Below are 17,606 nucleotides of genomic sequence, written 5' to 3'. Positions count from 1 at the left end.
ACCGATCCGACTTCGCCGCAACGCCTGCCGACGACCGCTGCGCCCGGACCTTTCTCCGGCGGCGCGCCCGTTCGTCCATGCCGAGGGCTGCCCCCGTGTCCGAGTCCGCCCTGCCGCCAGACCCCGTTGCCAGCGCCACGGCGATCGCCGAAGGCGCCACCTTCCGCAGCTTCGCCAACTGCTACCTGCGCGAGGTCGACGCCGGCCGCCGGGTGATGCACGCGCTGGACGGCGGCGCGATCGCCCCGGCGATCGAGTGGAGCGCTGCCCGTTCGCACCTGGTGCTGCGCGCCGAACTCATCGGCTGGTCCGCCTGCGGCCCGCTCCGCTTCGGCCGCATCTGGGCGAAAGCCCCGGACGCCGCCGAGTGGCGGCCGGTCGAGCCGGTGACCGCCGTGCTCGCGCTCGCGCACGAACTCTACGGTGCGGCCGGTGCCGGCGACCGGGCGACCGAACTCGACCTCGTCGCCCGGCTGATCGACAGCTGCCGCGCCATGGCGCGGGCGCTCGGCCGCTGCCCGGCGCCGTGCGACGACGCGCCGTTCATCGCCGCCGAGCAGGCGCTCGCCTTCGGCCACTTCATGCACCCGGCGCCGAAGAGCCGCGACGGGCTCAGCTTCTGGCAGGAGAAGGTCTACGCCCCCGAGGGCGGCGGCCGGTTCCAGCTCGCCTGGTTCGCCGTCGACCGGGCGCTGATCCGCGAGGAGTCCGCCGCCAACCGCCCCGCGACCGCCCTGCTCGCCGACCTGCTCGGCGACGCGGCCGGCAGCCTCGGCGCGGGACCGGCCGAGATCCTGCTGCCGGCGCACCCGCTGCAGGCCGAGGCGCTGCGGCTCGATCCCGAGGTCGCAGCGCGCCTCGCCGCCGGCCGCATCCGCGCCCTCGGCCCCGCCGGCCCGGCCTTCACCGCCACCTCCTCGGTGCGCACCGTCTACAGCGCCGAGCAGCGGCTGATGCTGAAGTTCTCGCTGCCGGTGCGGATCACCAATTCGCTGCGCGTCAGCCGCCGACACGAATTGGCCGCCGGCGTCGCGATGGCGCGGCTGTTCCGCTCCGCCGGCATCGCCGCCGACCTGCCGAATTTCACCGTGATCCACGACATCGCCTTCGCGACCGTCGAGCTCGGCGACCGGCCGGAGAGCGGCTTCGAGGTCATCCTGCGCGAAAACCCGTTCACCGGCGGCGCCGAGCACGGCATCGCCATGGTCGCCGCCCTCACCGCCGAGCCGCTGCCCGGCGAGCGCTCCCGGCTCGCCGCCTGCGTCGAGCGCGCCGCGCTGCGCGCCGGCATCCACCGCGACCGCGCGGCGCTTGCCTGGTTCGACGCCTATCTCGGCGTCACCCTCGATCCGCTGGTCCGGCTCTATGACCGGCACGGCATCGCGCTCGAGGCGCACCAGCAGAACACGCTGGTCGACATCTCGGCCGGCTTCCCGAGCCGCGGCTTCTACCGCGACAACCAGGGCTTCTACCTCTCCGCCGAGCGGCGCGGCGCGCTGTGCCGGCTGCTGCCGGATCTCGCCGCCATCGACGGCCTGTTCTTCGACGACGCCGAGATCGCCCGGCGATTCTCCTACTACCTCGTCGTCAACCAGCTCTTCGCCGTGGTCAGCCGCATGGCGGCCGACGGTCTCGCCGACGAACCGGCTTTGCTCGCCCGGCTCGGCCGCCGCCTCGAGGCGCTGGCGAGCACGTTGCGCGGCCCCGGCCGCAGCTTCGTCCGGCTGCTGCTCGACAGCCCGGTGATCGCCGTCAAGGCGAACCTCGGCCTGCGCGCCCGCGGCGTCGACGAACTGGAAACCCGCGACGGCGCCGGCGTCTACGTCACCATGCCGAGCCCGCTCTACGGCGCCGCCACCCGCGCCGACCCGTCCCGGATCGCCGACGCCTTTCCGGGAGGTGCCCGTGCCATTGCCTGACGACATCGGCCCGGGCGGGCGCATCGCGCCCCCCGATCAGCGCGTCATCCGCCAGCTCGCGGCCGCCCTCGTCTTCGAGGGCCTGCTGCCGGTCGTCGCCGAGGACGGCGGCCGCATAGTCGCCGCCGGTACCGACGGCAGCCGCATCCTGCTCACCGGCCGGCGCGGCCCGTTCGGCCGGCTGCGTCTCCCCGGCGGCGACATCCGCATCGAGCGGGCCGGCCGCACCAAGCCGGCCGACGTTGCGTCGCTGCTCGCCGCGACCGGCGCCGACGCAGCCGATCGCGACCGGCTCGCCGAGGAACTCGCGCGCACCGCCGGCTTCTGCCGCTGGAACGCGGCGCATCTCGCCGCGATCTCGGACCGCCGCGCCCTTTTTGGCGCCGACCTCGACCAACTGATCGACGAGGGCCACCCCTACCACCCGAGCTTCAAGGCCCGCACTGGCTTCGGCATCGACGACCACCGCCGTTTCGGCCCGGAGGCCGGCAACGCCTTCCGGCTCGAGTTCGTCGCCATCGCCCGCACCCGCGTGCACCAGCAACTGCCCGGGGCCGAGGCGGCGTTCCTCGATGAGGTGCTCGGCCCGGACACCGCCGCCGAATTGCGATCCCACACCGCCGCCCGCGGCCTCGACCCGGCCCGCTTCACCCTGATGCCGGTCCACCCGTGGCAGCTCGCGCATCTCTCCGCCGAGGGCCGCCTCGCCCCGTGGCTTGGCGACGGCAGCCTGCACCTGCTCGGGCCCGCCGGCGACCGCTACCGCGCCACCCAGTCGGTGCGAACGCTCGCCAGTGCGGATCGTCCGGCCGCCCCGCACGTCAAGCTGCCGCTGCACATGGCCACCACCTCGGCGCTGCGCACGCTGGAGCCGCATTCCGTGCTGCCCGCCCCGGCCCTGTCGCGCTGGCTCGGCGACGTGATCGCCGATGACCCGCTGTTCGCGGCGCGCTATCCGCTGACGATCCTGCCCGAATTCGCCGGGGCGATCGCCGATCGCGACGGCCCGCTCGCCGGTGAACTCGCCGTGCTCTGGCGCCGGAGCCCCGAGGCCGAGTTGCGGTCCGGCGAGGCTTACGTGCCGTTCAACGCCCTGGCGCTGGTCGAGACCGACGGCCGCTCCTTCATCGCGCCCTGGCTCGGCCGCTACGGCCGCGACGCCTGGCTCGGCCGCCTCCTCGAGGTCGCCGTGCTGCCGGTCTGGCACCTCTTCCTCGCCCACGGCATCGGCACCGAGGCGCACGCGCAGAACATGCTGCTCGTCCATCGCGACGGCTGGCCCGAGCGGCTGATGCTGCGCGATTTCCACGAGAGCGTCGAATACAGCCGGCCGTTCCTCGCCCGGCCGGAGCTCGAACCGGATTTCCTCGCCTTCGACCCGGCCTTCGCCCGCGCGGCGCCCGACCAGTTCTACTGGACCGAGACGACCGAACCCGTGCGCGACCTCGTCACCGACTGCCTGTTCACCTTCAACCTCACCGACCTCTCGGCGTTGCTCGAGCGCTGCCACGGCCTGCCTGAGCCGGCCTTCTGGCACCGCCTCGCCGCCCGCCTCGCCGGCCACGCCGCGGAGCACGGGCTGGAGGCGCGCGCCCGCGTCGCCGATCTCGGCGCGCCGGTGCTGATGGCCGAGCAGCTCGTCGCCCGCAAACTCTTCCCCGGCCGCGCCGACCACCGCCATCCCGTCCCGAACGCCCTTGCGCCGAGAGCCGCCCGAAGGAGTGCCGCATGATTGCCGTCGACGACCGGATCCTGACCGCGGACGCGCTCGCGGCCCTCGGCGAGAGCGTCGCCCGCGACGCCGGCCTCGCAATCGGCCCCGGCACCCGCATCGCCGTCTGCCTCGCCGATCCCGCCGCCTGGCTCGCGCTTTTCTTCCGCCTGCGCGACGCCAAGGCCACCGTGATGCCGATCCACCCGGCGACGCCCTATCCGGCCGCCCGCCGGCTGGCGCTTGCCGCCGGCTGCACCGAACTCCTGTTTGAAGGCGCAGCGGTTGAGCGCCTTAACCCGGCGCGGCCCGCCGCCGCCGGCCGGCTGCTGCAGATGAGCTCGGGCACCACCGGCGCGCCGAAGTGCATCGCCCGGAGCTGGGCCGACATCGCCCGTGAACTCGCCGCCTATGTCGCGGCCTTCACCGAGACGGCCGAGATGACCCCGGTCGTCGCCTGCCCGACCACTCACAGCTATGGCCTGATCTGCGGCCTGCTCGCCGGCCTCGAGCGCGGCCGCCGGCCCGTCGTCGTCGGCGCCGCCAATCCGAAATATCTCCTGAAGCGTCTGCGCGAGATCGAGCGCCCCGTGCTCTACGCCTCGCCGCTGCTGCTCCACACCCTCGCCCGCCTCACCCCGGCGGACGAGCGCCTCAACGCCGTGATGACCTCCGGCACGCTGCTGCCGGCGCCGTGGTTCGAGACGATCCGCGCCCGGTCACGCCGCGTGTTCCAGCAATACGGCTGCTCGGAAACCGGCTGCATCGCGGTCAACCCGGAATTGGAACGGCCCGAGGACATGGGCCTGCCGCTGCCGCACCACCGCGTCACCGCCGGCGACGGCCCGGATGCGCCGAGCGAGATCCTCGTCCACACCGCGGGCGGCACCGTCGCCACCCGCGACCTCGGCCATCTCGGCGCGGGCGGCATGCTGGTGTTCCGCGCCCGGCTCGACGACACCATCAACGTCGCCGGGCTCAACGTCTATCCGCGCGAGGTCGAGGACGCGGCCATGCGCCTTGCCGGCGTCACCGACGCCGTCGCCTTCCGCCGCCCCGACCCGCTCGCCGGCGAACGCGTCGCCCTCGTCTTCACCGCCGGCCCGGAAGTGACCGAGGCGGCGCTCCGGGCGCACCTCGCCGGCGAACTCGCGCCCCACCAGCGCCCCACGGAACTCAGCCGCATCGCCGCGATGCCGCGCGAGGCGAACGGCAAGGTCAGACGCCGCAGCCTCGCCGCTGCCGTCGCGGATGCAGAGCTGCGGGACGCCGCCGCGGGAGCCCGGCCATGAGCACCACCCTCGATGCCGCCATCGCGGCGATCCGCGGCGTCCTCGCCGGCGCGATGGCCCACCCGCACCTCGCCGCCTTCGGCCCGGATGCCCGGATGGAAGACGACCTCCGCCTCGACAGCGTGCTGCGCCTGCAGCTGCTGCTCGAACTCGAGCTGCAGGCCGGCCTCGCCGCCCCCGAAGCGGCGATCTCGTCCACCGAGATCGAGACGGTCGCCGACCTCGCCCGCCTGCTCGTCGGCGAGGCCGCGCCCGCCGCGCCCGCTCCTTCCGAGGATGACGACTATGTCGGCGTGCACGGCGAACTCGATTACGACATCAAGATCCACTGCGTGGTGAGCTGCCTCTGCGATGCGCTGAAGCAGGCCGGCGTCGACCACCGCCCGTTCCACCTCGCCGTCCCCGACGCCGCCTTCGCCGTCACGTCCGCCTGGCGCCTCGCCTATCACGCGGCCGCGGTGGACCACGCGCCGCTGTTCCACTGGTTCACCCGCCTGCACGGCGTTCAAGTCGAGGACTGGTACGACCGCGCAGCCTCCAAAGCAGAAAACATCGCCCGGCTCGACGCCGTGCTGGCGCTTCGGTCGCCGACGACGTCGGTGATGGTGATGCTCGACATGTTCCACCTGCCTGAGCGCGAGAACAAGTTCAACCAGGACCCCTTCCCGCACTACTTGTTGCTGGAGACCACCGCCGACCCTGCGTTCTGGCTGGTGCGCGACGTCGACTATCGCTGGGAGGGGCCGATCGCCCGCGACCGGCTGGTGCACGCGATCAGCCGCCCGACCGTCGCCGGCGGCTACCGCTTCGACCGCGCCACCGCCCGCGACCCCAATCCCGAAGACCTCGCCGCCTTCGTGCGCGCGGTCGTCCCCTTCGGCGTCAATCCGCTGGTCGAGGCGCTGAAGCTCATCGTCGAGGCGCATCTCGCCGGCCGCGACGGTGTCCGCCTCGAAGACCTCGAGTCGGCGCTCGCCGAACTGCCGATCCTGATCATCCGCAAATACGGCTACGAGCACGGCCTCGCCTGGTTCTGGCGGGCGCTGAAGCTGCCGGCGCGCGAGTTCGACCGCTGGTGCGACGAGATCGAGGCGCTGGTCGCCGGCCTCAAAGGCTTCCACTTCGCGGCCCTGAAGCTCGCCCGCGGCGCAACCCCGGAGGTCGTTGCCGACATCCGCACCCGGCTCGCCGACCTCGACGCGCGCGAGCACGCCATCAAGCGCCGGCTCGGCGAGGTGTTCGAACTCTGGGCCGCGGCGACCCTGCCGGGGGCCGAGGTCATCCGTTTCAGGAGGGCGTCGTGAGAACTTTCCTCTGCACCATCACCTTCCGCCACCATCTCGTCTCGATCGACGAACTCGCCGTCTTCGCGCGGACGAACGGCTTCGACGGCCTCGAACTCTGGGGCGCGCACGCGCGCAACCTCGGCCAACGCGGCCGCGGCGTCGCCGACCGGCTCGACGGGCTCGGCCTCGCCGTGCCGATGATCAGCGACTACCTGCCGCTCGGCGGCGACGCCGCCGATCTCGAGGCCGCGACCCTCGACCTCTGCCGCCTCGCCGCGATCTGGCGCGCCGGGCGCATCCGCACCTTCGCCGGCGACAGGGCGAGCGCCGCGACCACGCTGCCCGAGCGCCGCCGCATCACCGAGCGCCTGCGCTCGGTCTGCCGCATCGCCGGCGACCATGGCGTCCAGCTGCTCGTCGAGACGCACCCGGACACCCTCGCCGACTGCGGCGCCTCGATCCGCGCCCTGCTCGCCGACGTCGACCATCCGGCGCTGAAGCTCAACTTCGACACGCTGCACGTCTGGGAAGGCGGCGACGACCCGGCCGAGCTGCACGCCGCGCTCCGCCCGCACATCGCCCACTACCACCTGAAGAACGTCCGCGCCCGCGCCGACCTCGGCGTCTTCGCCGCCGCCAACGTCTACGCCGCGAGCGGCCGGCGCGACGGCATGGTGCCTCTCTTCGAGGGCGCCTTCGACTACCCGCGCTTTCTCGCCTCCACCCTGCCGGCCGACGCCGACGTCTCGCTCGAATGGTTCGGCGGCCAGTGCTTCGCCGTGCTGAAAGCCGACCGCCAGCGCCTCACCGCCTTCGGCGCCCGCCCCGTCGAACACGCGCGGTCGGCCTGATGGCGAAGGCCGGTTCTCCACCCCCTCCCCGCCTCATCCTGAGGAGCATCGCGGAGCGATGCGTCTCGAAGGACGAGGCGGCCCGGGGGGTGCCACGCGAAACGGGGGGCCGCCCCCGCCCTTCGAGACGGCCCTTCGGGCCTCCTCAGGGTGAGGGCGGGGAGAGTTGGGCAAAGGGTTGCGCGACACCCGCCCGCGATAAAACGCCGACCAACGAGCCCGCACGCCAGAGCAGTCGAGCCCGAGGAAATCCGAGCAGCATGATCCTTGACCATCTTCACACGATCCGTCCCCGCCTCGCCGCCCTCGGCGCCGCCTTGCTCCTCCTCGCCGCCCCCGCCGGCGCCGCCGAGATCGCCACCGCCATCGGCTCCGCCGAGGTGCCCGACGCGCCGCAGACCCTCGCCGTCTTCGACATCGCGGCGATCGACACGCTGACCGCGCTCGGCGTCACGATAGCCGGCGTGCCCGACAAGCTCTACCTGCCCGGGCTCGGCGAAAAGCTCGGCGAGGCGGAGGTGGTCGGCACGCTGTTCGAGCCGGACCTCGAGGCGCTGAGCGCGCTCGGCCCCGATCTCGTCGTCGTCGGCGGCCGCTCCTCGCCGCAGCTCGAGGCCGTGCGCCAGGTCGCCCCCGCCATCGACATGACCATCGGCGACGCGACCCTGCTCGCCGAGGCGAAAGCCCGCATCGCGTCCTACGGCGCCCTCTTCGGCAAGGCCGACGCCGCCGCCGCGCTCACCGCCCGCCTCGACGACGCCCTCGCGCACGCAAGAGCCGCGATCGCCGGCAAGGGCACCGGGCTGATCGTGATGACCAACGGCCCGAAGGTCACCGCCTACGGCGCCGGCTCGCGCTTCGGCTGGATCCACGACGACCTCGCCCTGCCCGCGGCCGCCACCTCGGTCACCGCCGCGAACCACGGCGAGGCGATCTCCTTCGAGTTCATCGCCGAGGCGAACCCGGACTGGCTGATCGTCGTCGACCGCGCCGCTGCGATCGGCACCGCCGAGCAGAACGCCCGCGCGACGCTCGACAACGAGCTCGTCCACGCCACCACGGCCTGGCGCAAGGGACAGGTGATCTACCTGCCCGCCGCCGAGGCCTACATCGCCGGCGGCGGCGCGACCTCGCTGCTGCACGTGCTGGAGGTGATCACGGCCGCCTTCGCCGGCGCCGCATGACATCCGCGGCGCTGGTCTCCCCGCGGCTCTACGGCGTCTTCGCCGCTTCGGTGCTCGCGCTGTTCGCGGCGAGCCTTGTCGTCGGCGCCGGCAGCGGCACCGCTGCGCTGCTGCTGCCGAGCCGGTTGCCGCGCAGCCTCGCCGCCCTGCTCGCCGGCGCCGGCCTCGCCATCGCCGGCCTCGTCATGCAGACCATCGCGCGCAACCGCTTCGTCGAGCCCTCCACCGTCGGCGCCACCCAGAGCGCCGGCCTCGGCATCCTCGCCGCCGCCGTGTTCATGCCCGAGGCGCCGATCGTGCTGAAGATGGCGGCCGCGACGCTCACGGCGCTCGCCGGCACCGCGCTGTTCCTCGGGCTCGCCCGCCGGCTGCCGCCGACGCAGCCGCTGCTGTTGCCGCTGTTCGGCATCGTCTACAGCAGCGTCGTCGGCGCGGCGCTCACCTTCCTCGCCTGGCAGGCCGACCTCTTGCAGTTCGTCGAGATCTGGATGAACGGCGAGTTCTCCGGCGTGGTGCGCGGCCGCTATGAACTGCTGTTCGCCGCCGCCCTGATGGTGGCGCTCGCCTGGTGGGCGGCCGACCGGCTCACGGTGGCCGCCCTCGGCCCCGCCGTCGCCACCGGCCTCGGCCTCGACCTCGCCGCGACGCGCCGGCTCGGCGTCGTCATCGTCGCGGTGGTCTCGGCGCTCACCGTCGTCGTGGTCGGCGCGCTGCCCTTCGTCGGCCTCGTCGTGCCGGCGATGGTGTCGCGCCTCGTCGGCGACAACCTCCGCGCCAGCCTGCCCCTCGTCGCCCTCGGCGGCGCCGGGCTGGTGCTCGCCGCCGACATCGCCGGCCGCCTCGTCCGCTACCCCTACGAGATCCCGGTCGGCACCATCCTCGGCGTCGTCGGCGCGCTGGTGTTCCTGTGGCTGCTCTGGCGGGGCCAGCATGGCTGACCGCACCACCGTGTCCGGCTCGGACGCCGCCGGCACCAGCGCGACCCGCCCAGTTGAGGCCGTGTTCGACCGGCGCATGGCGCTGCTCCTGCTGGTCGCCCTCGCGCTCTCCGCCGCCTACATGACCGTCAGCCTGCGCGGCAACATCGCCTTCGCGCTGGAACTCCGCGCCATCCGCCTCGTCGCACTCTGGCAGGTGGCGGTGGCGGTCGCGGTCTCCACCGTGCTGTTCCAGACGCTGACGCAGAACCGTATCCTGACGCCGGCGATCATGGGCATGGACGCGCTCTACTTGCTCGGCCAGACCGCCCTCGTCTTCCTGCTCGGCGGCCTCGGCTATGCCGGGCTCGACCCGGCCCTGAAATTCGCCGCCGAAAGCCTGATCATGACGACGATGGCAGCAACGCTGTTTGCGCCGATGCTGAAGGGGCGCACCGACATGACGCTGATGCTGCTCACCGGCGTCGTGCTCGGCATCCTGTTCCGCAGCCTCGCCGCCCTGCTCGCCCGGCTGATCGACCCGAACGCCTTCGCCGTGGTGCAGTCGGTCTCGTTCGCCGATTTCAACACGCTGCGCCGCGACCTCGTCTGGCCGGCGCTCGCCGTCACCGCCCTCGGCACCGCGGTCGCCTGGCGCGCCCGCCACCTGCTCGACGTCGCCGCCCTCGGCCGCGCCCGCGCCGTCGGCCTCGGCCTCGACTGGACCCGCACCGTGCCGGCGCTGCTCGTGCTGGTCGCGCTGCTCGTCGCGGTGTCGACCGCCCTCGTCGGGCCGGTGGCGCTGCTCGGGCTGATCGTGGTCGCCGGCGCCGAACGGCTGATCGGCAGCCGCCGCCATGCCCGGCTGCTGCCTGCCGCCTGCCTCGTCGGCATCTCGATCCTCGTCGGCGGCCAGCTCGTGCTGCAGCACGGCCTCGGCGGCGCCTCGGCGCTCGGCATCGTCGTCGATTTCGCCGGCGGGCTGCTGTTCCTCGCCCTGCTCGCCGGAGGCCGGCGATGATCGTCGTCAGCAACGTCTCGCACCGCATCGGCCGCGCGCCGATCCTCACCGACATCTCGCTGACGCTTGAAAAGGGCGGCGTCACCGCCCTGATCGGCCCGAACGGCGCCGGCAAGTCGACGCTGCTGTCGCTGATCGCGCGTCTCACCCCGCTGCAGGCCGGCACGATCACCGTCGACGGGCTCGCCGTCGCGACCACACCGGGCCGCACCCTCGCCCGCCGCCTCGCCGTGTTGCCGCAGGATTCCGCGATCGACGCGCGGCTGACGGTGACCGAACTCGTCGGCTTCGGCCGCTTTCCGCACGGCGCCGGGCGGTTGACCGACGCCGACCGGGCGATCGTCGCCGCCTCGCTGCAGCGCTTCGACCTCGGCGACCTCGCGGGGCGCTTCATCGACACGCTGTCGGGCGGCCAGCGCCAGCGCGCCCTCGTCGCGATGGCGCATGCGCAGGCGACCGATTACCTGCTGCTCGACGAACCGCTGAACAACCTCGACATGCAGCACGCCCGCGCGCTGATGCGCACCCTGCGCGAGCTCGCCGACACCGAGCGGCGCACGGTCCTCGTCGTGCTGCACGACATCAACCACGCCATGGCGCACGCCGACCGTGTCGTCGCGCTGAAAGACGGCCGCATTGCCGCCGACGGCCCGCCGGCGGCAGTCGCCGTGCCGGACGTGCTGGAGCGGATCTTCGGATATGCCATGCGCGTGGTCGACGTCGACGGCGATCCCGTGGTGCTGCACCACCGCTAGGCTGGCACGGCGGCGCCGCCTCGGCTATGGGTGCGACATGGATGCCTTTCGCTGGATCGCCGTCGTCCTCTCCACCGTACTCGGTCTCGGCATCGCCCGGATCCTGACCGGTTATGCGACGGCGTTCAAACTGCGCCACCGCACCACCGCCGACTGGCTGCCGCTGCTGCTCTCGGCCGTCATTCTCGGCGAGATGCTGCAGTTCTGGTGGGCGATCGCCGAACTCGGCGGCCGCACCGGCTGGACGCTGCCGGATTTTACCCTGCTTCTCGCCCTGGTGGTCCAGCTCTTCCTCGCCGCCGCCCTCGTCGCCCCGACCGAAGCCGACCTCGCCGAAGGCGACAGCGCCTTCGCGCGCGACGGTCGCTGGGCCTTTGCGATCATCGCGGCCTTTCACCTGACGGCGATCGTCGCCAATGCCTGGTTCTGGGAGGAGCCGCTGCTCTCCCTCGCCTCCGCCGGGGTGGTCGCCCTCGCCGCGATCAGCACGATCGGGGCCCTCGTCAACCGGCGCCGCGTCCAGATCGCCGTCCTCGCCTGCTATGCCCCCCTCACCATCGCCGACGTGCTGCTGCAGTCGCCGGCGAGCTACTGATCACGGCCGTTGCGCAAAACCGCCGCCTCAGCCCGCCCCCGGGACCAGCGCGTAGGTGCAGGTCTGCGCCAGCGCGGCGCCGTCGGGGGCGGCGGGTTCGCGCTTGCTCACCACCATCGCCGGGTCGACGATCTGGATGTTGGCGCCGATGCCGCGCGGCCGGCCGAAGCCCGAGCCGAGCGCCGCGGCGCGGCCGAGGTCGCGGCGGCTGCCGCCGGCCCCGGCGAGTTTCTCGCGGATGCCTTCGAGCACCGGCAACTGCCGGCGCGCTTCCACCAGCGTGATCTGCTCGGGCCCCTCGGCGACGTCGACCGGGATGTCGATCTCGCCGACGTCGGCGAGATTGCGGATATGGCCGGGCCGGGTCTCGCCGAAGGCATAGACCGAGGCCTGCAGGAAGCTGCGCCCGTCGATCCGGAGGCTCGCCGACCCCGATACCGGCATGGTGTCGCCGTTGACGAGGGCGACGCCGAGCGGCCGCCCGTCGGCGGTCGGCAACTCGGGATCGGTGACGACGACGCGCCAGCGGCACTGGTCCTGCGGTTCGGCCTCGCCGACCGTCTCCGCCCAGGCGACGACCGCGCCGCCGAGGCCGGACGCCGGGCCGAGGCTCGGCGCGTCGGTGGTCGTCATCGCCTCGACGCGCAGGCGGTCGGAGAGCCGCCCCGCGGCCGGGCCGAGTTCGGCGCGCACGGCGGCGACCAGCCGGTTGGCCGCCCGCTGCGTCGGCGCCGCGATCACCCAGCGCACGCCGCTCGTCAGCGCGAAGGTCTTCACCCGCTTGGCGAACGCTTCGACGTCGGCCTCCGTGGTGATCCGCAGCGGTTCCGCCACGGCCGCCGCCCCGCCGCCGGCGAAAGCCGCAGCGAGCATCAGGCCGCCGAGGATCAGGTCACGGGCAGGTCGCGGCATCGGTCGTCACCTTGAACTGGTAGTCGATCTGGCCATCGAAGCGATCCTGCAGGAAGGTCGCGGTGGTCGACAAGACCGCCGGCCCGGCGACCCCGTCGAGCTGCGCCCGAAGCTCGGCGAGCACGTCCGAGAGCACGATCCCCGCGTTGCGCGTCGCCACCACGAACAGCCGCACCTCGTCGTCCTGCGGCTCGATCGGGATCGCGGTGACGCCCGAGCCCTGCACCAGTTCACCGGTCGCCGACGGCTGCAGCTGGAACAGGCCGGCGTCGAGGATCACCGGATCGGCGCCGCGCGAGACCGAGGCGACGAAGAGGCGCGGCGGGCGGACGCGGCTCGCGTGCGGCAGCCCGTCCTCGGCGCTGACGCGGAACAGCAGCGTTTCGCCGCCGACCACCACCGGCTGGCGCTGGCCGTCGAAGCAGGCGGGGAGCAGCTCGAGCGTGTCGGTCGCGCCGTCATAGCGCGCGCGGCGCGGGCCGGGATCCTCCGCCGGGGCATCGAGGGGCGCGTCGGCCGCCGTGACCGTGGCCCAGCCGAGCCGCACCGGCGCGGTCGCGAGCAGGGCGAGCGCCGTGCCGGCGACGGCGGCCACGATGAGCAGCGCGGCGAGCCCCGCGGCCCGGCGCGGCGTCACGATCTCGGCGAAGGCGAGCGGCCCGAAGGCGTCCTCGAGATCGTCGAGGCTGCGCGCGAACACCAGCCTGAGCTTCGCTCCCGCGGCTTTGGCTTCCGCGCCGAGCCGGTCGAGGATGCGCGCCTCGGCGGCCTCCAGCGGCCGCCCGTCGACGGTTTCAGCCGGCAGCAGCACGACGACGTCGCTGCCGGAAAGCACGGCGCGGTGCTGCACCAGGTAGTCGCCGATCAGGCCGAGCTTGCCGCGGATGCCGTCGACCGCGCCGACGGCGATCGCCGGCGATCCGGGCGTGTTCGGCAGCACGATCTCGCCGGTGGCGAAGACGACGCTGCCCCGCTCGTCGGCCGCCCCGCCGCCCGCGCGCCCGAAGGCTTCGAGCAGCGCGGCGGCGGCGAGCCCGAGCCCGGCCGAGCGGGCGTTCTCGTCGGAGAGCCGCCCGACCTGCAGGTCGGAGATGCGCAGGAACCACGGCCGTGCCCGCGCGTTGCGCCGGCCGAGCCAGACCCGGCCGCGCCTCGCGTCGACGAAGCGGACCACGGCCTCGCGCACGGTCTGGCCGATGCGGTAGAGGCCGAAGTCGAACAGTTCGGCGATCTGCGGCACGAGCTTGGCCGGATGCGGCTCCGGCGCGTCCTCGCCCGCGATCGCCTCGAAGAGCTGGGCGCCCCGCCCGTCCGCGCCGACGAGGGGCACGAAGACGCGGGCGGTCATGACCGGTCGTCGCCCTCGTCGCCGTCGGCCGCGTCGGCGGGGCCGATCGTGAACGCCGAAAGATCGGTCTCGTCGAGGCCGAGGCCGGCGAGGTCGAGCACCAGCCGCCCGTCACGGTCGAAGCGGCCGCCCGCCTCGATCAGCCCGAGCATCACCACGATCGCCGCGCCAGCGTAGGCCTCGAGCCCGGCGGAGCCCTGCGCCTGCAGCACGAGCCGCACCGGTTCCCCGGCGGCATCCCGCTCGACGTCCGCGGCGACGAGGCCGTCGCCGGAGAGGATGCCCGCCTCGGGAAAACGGAAGTCGCCGGCGCCCTTGGCGGCCAGCGCCATGAAGCTCGCCGAGCTGCGCGCCGCGGCGCGGCCGCGGCCGAGGTCGTATTCGGCGAGCGCCGTATTGGTCACGACCCGAAGCGTGCGCAGCAGGCGTCGGGCGGAACGGGGGTCGATGCTGTCGTTCATTCTCGTTCACTCCGGGCGCGGCGCCAAAGGCGGCGATGGGGTCGATGGTGCCGCGCGCTGCTGCTTACGGTCTGCCGTCGGGCGTGTCCGGCGCCTCAGCCGGCCGCGCTGCGCATGAAGGCGGCGACCCGTCCCGAAAGATCGGCGACATAGGCCTCGAGGTCGTTGTCGAAGCGCTGCTTCAGCCGGCGGCGCAGGCCGAGGTCGCTGCGCATCGCCTCGGCGAGCGGGCGCCCGTCGAGGATCGCGGCGAGCAGCGCCTTCTCGTCCGCCTCGACCACGCCGGCCCGCACCGCCTGCTCGAGCAGCGGTAGCGCCTCCTCGGCGTCCATCAGCGGTGCGTCGTCCTCGTCCGGCACGCTGTCCGCGATCGTCGCCTCGATGTCGTCGAACGAGACGAAGAAGGTGTGGTCCTGCCCCGCGAGCCGCGACAGCACCGCGCCGCCGAACGGCGTTGCCGCGAAGGCGTTCGCATCGGCGCAGCCGGGGATCGGCGCGGCGGCAAACGCCGCGGCGAGCTGCTCCGGGCTCGGCCGGCGGCCGTATTCCCCGCCCATCGCGGCTTTGAGGTGCTTCAGGAACGCATTCGTCGCCTTCAGCGTGTTGACCGGCACCGTCTCGTCGCCGACCAGCCAGTCGCGTGGGCAGAGCCCAAGCCGCAGCACCTCGGCATAGGGCCGGTTCGAGGCGTCGAGGCACTTCAGGATCAGGTTCGAAAGCCCGTAGAGCTGCTGGCGCTCGGTGAACCGGCGGATGCGGGCCGGGCCGCCGGTGAGCGCCTTCCAGGTCGACAGCGCCTCGCCCGGCTCGGACGCCGCGACCGGCCCGGCGGCGCGGTCGGCGACGGCGGCGCGCAAATTGTCGGCCGACGACGGCTTGTCGCCGCGCCGCCCGATCGGCCGGTCGAGCACGATGTCGAAATAATGCTCCGCCGCCTGCTCCACGTCGGCCGGCGCCGGATAGGCCCAGACGCCGACCAGCCCCTCGGCATATTGCCGGTTCCCGGTCAGCAGCCGCTGCACCTTCTCGTAGAGGCGGAAGGCGCGCACGTCGGCGTGCGGCTCGCCGTCGCCGAGGTGGTCGTTGCCGTTGACGAGGTTCGCGAGGTGGCCCGCGAAATAGGCGACCAGATCCCGCCCGCTCTTTGCCGCCGCCATGCCGCCCCCGTCTCGCCAGGCCAGGCTGCGCCCGGAGCAAGGTCCGGAGCGCGGCCGAAGTCGTTCTTTCCTAGCATGCCGCCGGGCACCCGCTACACGCGCGCGATGGTCACCTTGGAAAAATCCGCGATCTTCTCGGCGCCCTGGCCGAAGCCGGGCGGCAGGCGGCCGCGGCCGGGCGGCAGCTTCAGGCCGCGGCCGGCATGCACCTGGCAGTTGATGCCGCAGCGCTCCGGCCGGCGCGCGCTCGTCTGCTCCTGCCGCGCCTCGAGCTCGTCGTCGATCGCCTTGATCGTCATCTTGCCGACGATGTTGTCGGCCGTGGTCTGGTAGGCCGGGTTGATGATCGAGCGGCTGCGCTTGTAGGCGAGCACGGCGGCCGTGGTGGACGGGCCGTAGCTCTCCGTCGCGAGCTCGCTCTCGGCGATCGTCGCGCCGTCGAGGATGATCATCGCGGTCTGGATCCGGCCGACGTGCGGGCCGCGCGCGCCCGGCACGACGTGCGCCGGATCGCTGACGAGGCAGGCCTGCAGGGCGGGATCGTCTTTCAGAAAGCGGGAAACGAGCGGCACGGCGTCCTCCTTTCGGTCTCTGTCTCGGCATGAGGGCGAGGCATCACGGCGCCGGGTTCAGCACCTCGATCTCGTCGGCGGCGACGAAGTTCGACGTCGACGCATCGGTCGGGAACATCAGCCCGCGGTTGCTGTGGTGCAGGTGCAGGGCGTGGCCGATTTCGTGCGCGATGACGTGCACGTAGCGGTCGAAGCCGCCGGCGAGCAGCTCGATGAACACCACCGGCTGGGTGCCGTCGTCGATGGTCAGGCCGAGCGTGCCGGAGCCGCCGCTGTTGCGCTCGACGCTCCAGCACGGATAGACCGCGAAATCGACGAGATCGAGCAACTCCTTGCCGGTGGCGAAGCGGATCGCGTCCTCGACGTCCATGTTGCCGCGGACCTTCTTCGACGGCACGATCGGGTTGCCGATATCGTGCGGCACCATGACGTCGCGCATGTGGCCGAACTCCTCGAGCTCGACATTCGCCTGCTTCTCGAAGATCGGCCGCACCTTGTCCATGATGAACCGCGGCTCGATCCGCCCGCGCACGTCTTTCCGCAACGGATCGGACAGGAAGGCGAAGAAGAACTTGTAGCGCTTCACTTCCTTGACGCTGATCGTGAAGCTCCCCTCCGTCGGCAGCGAGCCGCCCTCGTCCTTGAAGGTGAGGAAGGTGAAGCCGGGGCTGCTGCCGAACACGGTGAAGCGGATCTCCGAGCGCGGCGGCAGCCGGGCCGCGCGCCCGAGCGAGCCGAGGTCGCTCACCTGCAACGGCGCGCCGGTCGACTGGGCGCGGAAATTGCCGATCCGCGCCTTGTTCGCATCGTTGACGACGATCAGCCCCGTCACATCGTCGGTCTTCGCGACGAGGTCGCGCGCGCCGTTATGCGCCGGCACCATCTGGTAGCCGGTGAACGGGTCGAAGCCGTCGAGCGAGAAGCCGAGCTTGTACTTGTCCATGATCTCCATGCGACGTCCCCTCGAAACGGTCCGGCACCGCCGGACCCGCCCCACTCAGAGCCCCTCCGCCGCAACGGCGAAGGCTTTTGAACCGGACCGCTGCCGCTGGCCGCGGCCGGTCCCATGCCCGTCCTTACGGGACGGCCGGCGCCGGCGCGGGCTTTGCGCTGCCGTCGCCTTCCTCGAGGTAGATCGTCCAGTCGCTGGCGAGCCCGGTGTCGATCTCGGCGAACTCCGCCGCCCGGTAGCCGCGGCGCCAGCAGTCGGTGATGCCGGTGATGGCGAACTTCCGCTTCTCGACGCACATCGAAACGCCGCCGGCGAGCACCTCGTTGTCGCGGATGTCGATGGCGTAGACGTAGACGAAGCGGCTCGTCATCGCCTCGCGCACCGGCGTCATGCAGCTCTTCGCCGCGATCGACCACCAGCCCTCGGTGCGGAAATCGCCGTTCGCCGGCAGGCCGAGCGCGACGTTGAGCAGGTAGCCGGTGCGGTTGCAGACCTTGAGCTCGGCGTTCGCGGAGGCGGGCAGGATCGCTGCGGCAAGGACGGCGAGCGGCAGGGTGCGGCGGAGGATCCGGCGCGCGGCGGGCAATTGGTGCATCGGTCGTCCTCCTTGTCTCTGAAGTGGTTGCCGGCGCCGCAGGGCCCCCTCATCCGCCCTTCGGGCACCTTCTCCCGC

17 protein-coding genes are annotated in these 17,606 nt (G+C 72.8%); 10 read left to right on the top strand and 7 right to left on the bottom strand.

Translation table 11 applies throughout. The features are described from left to right. Positions 1 to 95 precede the first annotated feature (95 nt). The 10 genes from I5731_RS01380 (at position 96) to I5731_RS01340 (ending at position 11,531) form a co-directional block, all read left to right on the top strand. Entirely contained in the window at positions 96 to 1,919 is a 1,824-nt protein-coding gene (locus I5731_RS01380; protein WP_328837908.1) for an IucA/IucC family protein, read from the top strand. Beyond that, complete coding sequence (locus I5731_RS19650; protein ID WP_328837906.1) at positions 1,906 to 3,651, top strand: IucA/IucC family protein; 1,746 nt, start codon at positions 1,906 to 1,908, stop codon at positions 3,649 to 3,651. The genes I5731_RS01380 and I5731_RS19650 overlap by 14 nt, the downstream gene beginning before the upstream one ends. Further along, positions 3,648 to 4,922, top strand: coding sequence for an AMP-binding protein (locus I5731_RS19645; protein WP_235981471.1), 1,275 nt, complete (start codon positions 3,648 to 3,650; stop codon positions 4,920 to 4,922). The genes I5731_RS19650 and I5731_RS19645 overlap by 4 nt, the downstream gene beginning before the upstream one ends. Further along, complete coding sequence (locus tag I5731_RS01370) at positions 4,919 to 6,226, top strand: DUF6005 family protein (RefSeq protein WP_197309564.1); 1,308 nt, start codon at positions 4,919 to 4,921, stop codon at positions 6,224 to 6,226. The genes I5731_RS19645 and I5731_RS01370 overlap by 4 nt, the downstream gene beginning before the upstream one ends. Then, positions 6,223 to 7,059: a sugar phosphate isomerase/epimerase family protein gene (locus I5731_RS01365; RefSeq protein WP_197309563.1), complete on the top strand. Its 837-nt coding sequence runs from the start codon at positions 6,223 to 6,225 to the stop codon at positions 7,057 to 7,059. Before I5731_RS01370 ends, I5731_RS01365 begins: the two co-directional genes overlap by 4 nt. A gap of 260 nt (positions 7,060 to 7,319) precedes the next feature. Next, positions 7,320 to 8,243: a siderophore ABC transporter substrate-binding protein gene (locus I5731_RS01360; RefSeq protein ID WP_197309562.1), complete on the top strand. Its 924-nt coding sequence runs from the start codon at positions 7,320 to 7,322 to the stop codon at positions 8,241 to 8,243. After that, the gene (locus I5731_RS01355) at positions 8,240 to 9,181 is read left to right on the top strand and encodes an iron chelate uptake ABC transporter family permease subunit (protein WP_197309561.1); all 942 of its coding nucleotides are present in this window, start codon (positions 8,240 to 8,242) and stop codon (positions 9,179 to 9,181) included. The genes I5731_RS01360 and I5731_RS01355 overlap by 4 nt, the downstream gene beginning before the upstream one ends. A 76-nt stretch (positions 9,182 to 9,257) precedes the next feature. Further along, positions 9,258 to 10,181 (top strand): iron chelate uptake ABC transporter family permease subunit, encoded by a 924-nt coding sequence (locus I5731_RS01350; protein WP_197309601.1) that lies wholly within the window; start codon positions 9,258 to 9,260, stop codon positions 10,179 to 10,181. Beyond that, positions 10,178 to 10,936, top strand: a complete 759-nt coding sequence (locus tag I5731_RS01345) for an iron ABC transporter ATP-binding protein (protein WP_197309560.1) — start codon at positions 10,178 to 10,180, stop codon at positions 10,934 to 10,936. The genes I5731_RS01350 and I5731_RS01345 overlap by 4 nt, the downstream gene beginning before the upstream one ends. Before the next feature lie 37 nt (positions 10,937 to 10,973). Further along, the gene (locus tag I5731_RS01340) at positions 10,974 to 11,531 is read left to right on the top strand and encodes a hypothetical protein (RefSeq protein ID WP_197309559.1); all 558 of its coding nucleotides are present in this window, start codon (positions 10,974 to 10,976) and stop codon (positions 11,529 to 11,531) included. Positions 11,532 to 11,558: 27 nt separating this feature from the next. Here I5731_RS01340 and I5731_RS01335 read toward each other — a convergent pair whose 3' ends face one another. The 7 genes from I5731_RS01335 to I5731_RS01305 all read right to left on the bottom strand — a co-directional run bounded on the left by I5731_RS01335 (position 11,559) and on the right by I5731_RS01305 (position 17,528). Further along, positions 11,559 to 12,443 carry a hypothetical protein gene (locus I5731_RS01335; RefSeq protein ID WP_197309558.1) on the bottom strand — a complete coding sequence of 295 codons (885 nt, stop codon included), beginning with the start codon at positions 12,441 to 12,443 and terminating at the stop codon, positions 11,559 to 11,561. Then, the gene (locus tag I5731_RS01330; RefSeq protein ID WP_197309557.1) at positions 12,424 to 13,791 is read right to left on the bottom strand and encodes a hypothetical protein; all 1,368 of its coding nucleotides are present in this window, start codon (positions 13,789 to 13,791) and stop codon (positions 12,424 to 12,426) included. Before I5731_RS01330 ends, I5731_RS01335 begins: the two co-directional genes overlap by 20 nt. Beyond that, positions 13,788 to 14,252 carry a hypothetical protein gene (locus I5731_RS01325; protein ID WP_197309556.1) on the bottom strand — a complete coding sequence of 155 codons (465 nt, stop codon included), beginning with the start codon at positions 14,250 to 14,252 and terminating at the stop codon, positions 13,788 to 13,790. The genes I5731_RS01330 and I5731_RS01325 overlap by 4 nt, the downstream gene beginning before the upstream one ends. Before the next feature lie 95 nt (positions 14,253 to 14,347). Beyond that, positions 14,348 to 15,409: a hypothetical protein gene (locus tag I5731_RS01320; RefSeq protein WP_197309555.1), complete on the bottom strand. Its 1,062-nt coding sequence runs from the start codon at positions 15,407 to 15,409 to the stop codon at positions 14,348 to 14,350. A gap of 92 nt (positions 15,410 to 15,501) precedes the next feature. Next, a complete protein-coding gene (locus I5731_RS01315; RefSeq protein ID WP_197309554.1) occupies positions 15,502 to 15,981 on the bottom strand; it encodes a peptidoglycan-binding domain-containing protein in 480 nt (159 codons plus the stop codon). 43 nt (positions 15,982 to 16,024) lie between these two features. Then, entirely contained in the window at positions 16,025 to 16,933 is a 909-nt protein-coding gene (locus I5731_RS01310) for a zinc metalloprotease (protein ID WP_197309553.1), read from the bottom strand. A gap of 124 nt (positions 16,934 to 17,057) precedes the next feature. Beyond that, the gene (locus I5731_RS01305; protein WP_197309552.1) at positions 17,058 to 17,528 is read right to left on the bottom strand and encodes a DUF1036 domain-containing protein; all 471 of its coding nucleotides are present in this window, start codon (positions 17,526 to 17,528) and stop codon (positions 17,058 to 17,060) included. Between the last annotated feature and the right edge of the window lie 78 nt (positions 17,529 to 17,606).

Source organism: Methylobrevis albus, from assembly GCF_015904235.1.
Lineage (GTDB): Bacteria > Pseudomonadota > Alphaproteobacteria > Rhizobiales > Pleomorphomonadaceae > Methylobrevis_A > Methylobrevis_A albus.
The sequence above is the reverse complement of the archived record's forward strand: the minus strand, read 5'-3'. Positions and strand labels throughout refer to the sequence as shown.